The sequence below is a fragment of the Enterococcus cecorum genome (assembly GCF_052119425.1).
GTDB lineage: Bacteria > Bacillota > Bacilli > Lactobacillales > Enterococcaceae > Enterococcus_E > Enterococcus_E cecorum_C.
Genome location: NZ_JBQKFH010000003.1, coordinates 86,550 through 92,927, shown reverse-complemented (window position 1 = coordinate 92,927; position 6,378 = coordinate 86,550). Strand labels below are relative to the sequence as shown.

The window sequence follows — 6,378 nt, the reverse complement described above, 5'->3', positions numbered from 1 at the left end:
TCCTTATACCTACCAATTACCTGAATGCCTATTGGTTGATGAATTCAAAGGAACGAAAGATTGTCATACAAAATTATGCTTTATTTTTAGTGATGGAGAAACTGGGAAAATCATTGATATTCTAAATGATCGTAGGAATTTTGCGATTAAAGACTATTTTCTGCGCTTTAGCTTGGAAAATCGGTGTCGTGTGAAATATGTGGTAATGGATATGAATGCCTCTTATCCTTATGCTATCAAAGAAATATTTCCTAATGCAGAAATAATCATTGATCGTTTCCATATTATCCAGCAATTGACTCGTGCTTTGAATAATAAACGAATTCAAGTAATGAATGAACAAAAAAATAAGGAATCTCGACACTATACAAAATTAAAAAAATATTGGAAATTCGTTTTAACACACGAGGATAATCTGAATTACGAGAAACGTTCACAGTACCCATTATTCGACAAAAAATTCATCACTCAAACAGAAGTTGTAGATACCTTACTTTCATTTGACGAAGGATTCAAGCAATGTTACGAGATTTATCAAAGTCTGCTTGGACACTTTCATAAAAAGGAATACAACAAATTTTTTGATATACTCTATAACTTACCTCAAAACTTAGATAAAAAATTTAAAAAGTCAATTAAATACTTAACCAAACAAACTCGTAATGTAAAGAATGCTCTAAAACTACCTTATTCAAACGGAAAACTAGAAGGTAAAAACAATTTAATCAAAGTCTTTCAACGAGTTTCTTTTGGATTTAGAAACTTTGAAAATATGCGAAGAAGAATCTTTTTATACGAGGAAAATTGGCAAACGAAAAAACCTAAGAAACGAAAATGTAGAAGAAAAACTGCTTAAAACCTTCTCTCAATCGCACTCAAAGTGTAACAGATGGCTTTATCAGCTGTGCAAGGGCTACGCAAGTGGACAAGTCCACCCTTGCACAGCTCCAGCCACCTGTTCGTACATAAGCGTCGATTGAAAAAAGAAAAGAAAATAAAAAAAAGAGAGAAAGCATTCATAAAATAACTTTCTCTCCAATTGACTTAATTGCCAACAACACTACTTGACAAAGAGCCTTTATTATAGAGCCGAAAAAATTTTTAAGGAAATGGGACTTGTATTTCTTGCGCACAATTTTAGGAAATTAGTAACTAGAGTAAGGAAATATGAGGGAAAAACAATCATACAAAACCAAATATAGGGGGAAAATCCTCTATATTTCATCCAAAAAATCCAAAAATCGAAGGCATCTTTCACGGGTGCCTTCGATTTTTGGATTCAAAAGGGACTAATGGGTCAGCCCCTTTTTTGCTTGCATTAACTTAAGATACGGACTTGTACCATGCGACGTCCCCAAACTTTACATTGAGCAACTGTTGGAAAGTGCACATCGATAATATTTCCTTTAATAGCTCCACCTGTATCTAGCGCCAAAGCTACGCCATATCCCTGTACTTCTAACAAAGTTCCTAATGGAATCACACTTGGATCAACTGCAATGGCCATTGGGTTGGCACGTAAATCTGTTCCACTTGCGGTAAAGTAGCTGGCACCTGCTTCTGAATATGAGTAAGCGGTAGATTCCATCGTCAGCACGCGACCACCTGCGCTTCCTGAAGTAGCTGGTGTCGTTGTTGTTGGCTGACTTGGAGTAACAACTTGATTTTGACTTGAAGCGCTTGTTTGTGCTTGAGATTGTTGTGCTTGTTTAGCAGCTTCTTTGGCTTCGCGTTCTTGACGAGCTTTTTCAGCAGCAATGCGTTGGGTTTCAACTTCTTTATCGGCAGCAATCTTTGCTAAAGCATCTTTATTATCTACAAGTTGTTGACGTAAATGAGCCATCTTCGAATCTAATTGTTGCACTTGAACGTCTAATTCTGCTTTATCTGTTTGCAATTTATTTTGTGTTTGCGTTGCTTTATTATTTAAATCTTCTAATGTATCGACTGCTTGATTCAAACTAGTAAATTTTTCATTCTCAAAGTTTTGAATCAATGTCATCGCATAAATTCGTTGGATAAATTCACCGATATTTTTAGATGCAAATAATGCCTTTAAATCAATATCAGCCGCGTGATTCACTTGAATCGATTGCAAACGTTTAGCAACGACTTCTTTGCGTTTTGCGATGATTTCTTGCGTATCTGTGATATCTTTTTGCGTCTTTTCTAATAACTGTTGATTATCAGCAATTTGCTTTTTTAAATCTTCCACTTGTGCATATTTATCATTGACATCTGATAATGTATTTTGAATTTGTGTACTGATTTGTTCACTTCGCTGTTGTAACTGTGCTTCTTGCTGATTCAATTGGTCCATAGTATCTGCATAAATAGGAGCTTGCATTAAACTAAGACCTAAACAACCAATGACAATAGCCGATTGACGAATCCATTTCATTGACACACATTTCAACACCTTTCTTACATTTTGACCTTCTCATTATACAAAACCTAGTGGCAAATTGTGTTGCAATTATTTTACATTTTGTTACAACCACTAGATAAAAGTGGGGTTTTTACTCCTATTTTTTAAAAAAATTTAAAGAAAAGTGGGACGGAACCGATTTTCCACCAATCATTGATGTAATAATTTCGTAACAAAACTTTTAAAAAACTTTGATAAATCTTTCTAATGTTTTATCGCTTTTTTTGAAAGTTCCTGAAATTTTCATTAGTTTGGTTGTTTTCCTTTTATTTTACGTTAAAATATATGTAGTAAACAAAGTTATTTCATATTTATATATAGAAAAATTGGAGGAGTTCTATGTTTCGCTTATTTCGCTATGCAAGCAATTATAAAAAAGAAGTCATTTTAGGACCGATTTTTAAATTTTTAGAAGCAGTTTTTGAACTGTTACTTCCTTTATTTATGGCCAAACTAGTTGACCAAGGAATCAGTAAGCTAAATATTCCCATTATTTGGCAAACAACACTAGAAATGATTTTGATTTCGATCATTGGTTTTATCTTTGCCATCATTTGTCAATATTATGCATCGGTAGCTTCTCAAGGATTAGGTACTGAGCTGAGAAATGTCTTGATGAAAAAAATCAACACATTGAGCCATCAAGAGCTAAATCATTTTGGCACTGAAAGCTTGATTACCCGTTTAACCAATGATGTCACGCAAATTCAGTGGGCATTAGCTATGTTAATTCGCCTTGTTTCCAGAGCCCCCTTTCTAAGTATCGGTGCAGTGATTATGGCTTTTAGTATTGATATTCAAGCGGGATTCATCTTTTTAGCTGTTTTACCTATTTTATGTCTACTGTTATATTTTATTATGACCCGTTCTTTTCCAATGTATCAAAAAGTGCAGGAAAAATTGGATCAACTCAACCAATCTGTGTCCCAAAACTTAAGCGGAATTCGCGTCATTCGTGCCTTTGTCCGGACAAAAGATGAAGTCGCTCAATTTAATCAAGGTGTCGACGAATTGTCAGATGCTTACTTAAGTGTTACCCAACTCTCTGCTTTATTATCGCCGGCAACAACCTTGGTGATGAATTTGGGGATTGTTGGTATTTTTCTTATTGGTGGGCAAAAAGTCAATCTCGGACATCTACAGGCTGGGCAAGTACTTGCATTGGTCAATTATATGAATCAGATGCTACTAGCTTTAATCATTGTCGCTAATTTGGTCATTTTATATACCCGTGCGCATGCTTCTGCTAAACGTATTAATGATGTACTAGATGTGCCTAGCGTTCAAGAACAGATTACTGAGGAATTTCCGACACCTAATCAAGCACCCATTTTTGCTTTTCATGATGTTGATTTTCGCTATGGTCCTAAATTTGGTTTAGCCTTAAAACAGTTAAACTTTGCCATTCAAAAAGGGGAAACCATCGGAATTATCGGAGCTACCGGAAGTGGGAAAACGAGCTTGATTTCACTTTTACCACGCTTTTATGAAATTGCCGGTGGTGTGATTCAGTATTATGGTACAGATATCCAGGCAATCGACAAACATCAATTACGTGAACAAATCGCGCTTGTCCCACAAACAAGTGTCCTCTTCAACGGGACGATTCGTGAAAATTTACAATGGGGAAAAGTCGATGCGACCGATGATGAATGTTGGCAAGCTTTAGAAATCGCCCAAGCTAAAGAATTTGTTGAGACTTTACCTGAAGGATTAGACACGCCAATTTTTGAAGGTGGAAAGAACTTCTCCGGTGGGCAAAAGCAACGACTAACTATCGCCCGTGCCTTGATTAGTCAACGTCCGATTTTAATTTTAGATGATTCATTGAGTGCGCTTGATTATCAAACGGATTTGAACTTGCGACAAACCTTACAAAAATTGGATTGTACAACCCTCATTATTTCCCAAAGAATCCGCTCTATCCAAGGAGCTGATCAAATCTTAGTCTTAGATAATGGTACCTTGGTTGGTTGCGATACCCATGAGCAGTTGTTAGCTACTTGTCCGACTTATCAAGAAATTTATCAAGCACAACAGGAGGATGAAGCATGAGACAAAGAAAAATGAATGCCCAATCCATTCGCGCTTTTATGCCTTATTTACGTCGTTTTCGTCTACAAAATTGGACGGCTTTAGCTTTAGGCATTCTGAGTGGTATCGCTAGTGTGCTGCTTACCTATGCCATTGGTCAGATTATCGACTTGATGATTGGTCTGGGTAGAGTAGAATTTTCCCTAATCTATCGTGCCATTGGTTTCTTCTTATTATTGGTAGTCATCAATGTGCTCGGGCAATATTTTATTCAACGTATCGGTAATCGTGTGGCCTACTTAAGTGTCGCAAACCTACGTAAAGATACCTTCTTACATCTTAATTCATTACCAGTGAGTTATTATGACCGCACGCCTCACGGAAATATTATGAGTCGCTTTACTAATGATATGGATAATATTTCAGCTGCGATTCAAGCCATTTATACCCAAGTTTTCTCTGGTGGGACCATTGTAGTGATTTCACTTGGGATGATGTTTTACCTAAATGTATGGTTAACATTGGTCGTGTTAATTGCAACACCGATTATCGTGATGAGTAGTTGGGTGGTTGCCAAACTCTCACAAAAAAACTTTGTCGCTCAACAATCTATTCTAGGGGATATGTCGAGTTTTATTACCGAAATGGTGGGCAATCAAAAAATTGTCAAAGCTTTCCAACACGAAACGATAAATCAACAAAAATTTGAAGAAATGAATCAAATTCTTTATGTAAAAGGGAAAAACGCCCAATTCTCTTCTGCCATCGCCAATCCTCTTTCACGTTTTGTCGATCATTTAGCTTATGTAGCAGTCGGCTGTGTCGGTGGGTTATTAGCGATTAAACATCCTGATCTTGTCAGCATCGGAACGGTTTCAAGCTTTACGATTTATTCGAGTCAATTTTCAAAACCTTTTATTGAATTGACGGGACTCACTACCCAAATTCAAAGTGCACTGGCCGGGATGGAACGCACGATTGAGTTATTGGCTCAAAAACCATTGAAAGAAGAAGCCTCACTTCCCTTGCCGCCTATTCAAGGAAAAGTTGAATTCCAACATGTGGATTTTCATTATGTCCCTTCCCAACCTTTAATTGAGGATTTCAATTTTACTGCTCAACCTGGACAAACGATTGCCATTGTTGGTAAAACTGGGGCGGGTAAATCTACATTGGTGAATTTATTGATGCGCTTTTATGAAGTCAATAGTGGAAAAATCCTAATTGATGGTGTGAACATTGCAAAAGTCAAACGCGATGAGTTAAGAAAGAATTTTGGCATGGTGCTTCAAGACACGTGGATTTTCGATAGTACTTTACGTGAAAATCTCGTTTTTGGTCGTCCAGATGCTACGGATGAAGAAATCACTGATGCACTCAAAAAATCATTTATGTATGATTTTGTCATGCGATTACCTCAACAATTAGATACGCCTCTTGGGGAGAAAAATGTCAAAATTTCAGATGGTCAACGCCAATTGCTGACCATCGCGCGAACCATGATTTCAAACCCTCCGATGCTTATCTTAGACGAGGCCACTAGTTCTGTCGATGCTTTGACTGAAAGAAAGATACAAGATGCCTTTTTAGCAATGATGAAAGGAAAAACTAGCTTTGTTATCGCCCATCGACTCTCTACTATTCAATCTGCAGACCAAATTTTAGTGATGGATCATGGACAAATTGTCGAAATGGGCACACACCACCAATTATTGCAACAAAACGGCTACTACGCAAAACTCTATCACGCCCAATTTACACAAACACAAATTTAACCCACGCTTCCTTTGCCAGTGATTGCCTTTCATTGGCAGAGGAATTTTTTCTTTGATAAGCTATAGGTTTACAAATGATACGACATGTCAGTCAAAAAGTTCTATAATATATTTGCACCATAAATGGAAGGATGTGTCTTC

4 protein-coding genes are annotated in these 6,378 nt (G+C 36.8%); 3 read left to right on the top strand and 1 reads right to left on the bottom strand.

Annotated features, from left to right (window positions below):
• The coding region (locus tag ACTQZM_RS01390; protein ID WP_441652659.1) for an ISL3 family transposase at nt 1-856 on the top strand (856 nt) is incomplete at its 5' end.
• A gap of 462 nt (nt 857-1,318) precedes the next feature.
• On the opposite strand, the gene ACTQZM_RS01385 is transcribed toward ACTQZM_RS01390, so the two are convergent.
• A complete protein-coding gene (locus ACTQZM_RS01385; protein WP_441652658.1) occupies nt 1,319-2,407 on the bottom strand; it encodes a 3D domain-containing protein in 1,089 nt (362 codons plus the stop codon).
• A 360-nt stretch (nt 2,408-2,767) separates the two neighbouring features.
• Here ACTQZM_RS01385 and ACTQZM_RS01380 point away from each other — a divergent pair, with 360 nt between their 5' ends.
• Both ACTQZM_RS01380 and ACTQZM_RS01375 read left to right on the top strand, forming a co-directional pair.
• The gene (locus ACTQZM_RS01380; RefSeq protein WP_441652657.1) at nt 2,768-4,483 is read left to right on the top strand and encodes an ABC transporter ATP-binding protein; all 1,716 of its coding nucleotides are present in this window, start codon (nt 2,768-2,770) and stop codon (nt 4,481-4,483) included.
• The gene (locus ACTQZM_RS01375; protein ID WP_441652656.1) at nt 4,480-6,237 is read left to right on the top strand and encodes an ABC transporter ATP-binding protein; all 1,758 of its coding nucleotides are present in this window, start codon (nt 4,480-4,482) and stop codon (nt 6,235-6,237) included. The genes ACTQZM_RS01380 and ACTQZM_RS01375 overlap by 4 nt, the downstream gene beginning before the upstream one ends.
• Nucleotides 6,238-6,378 lie beyond the last annotated feature (141 nt).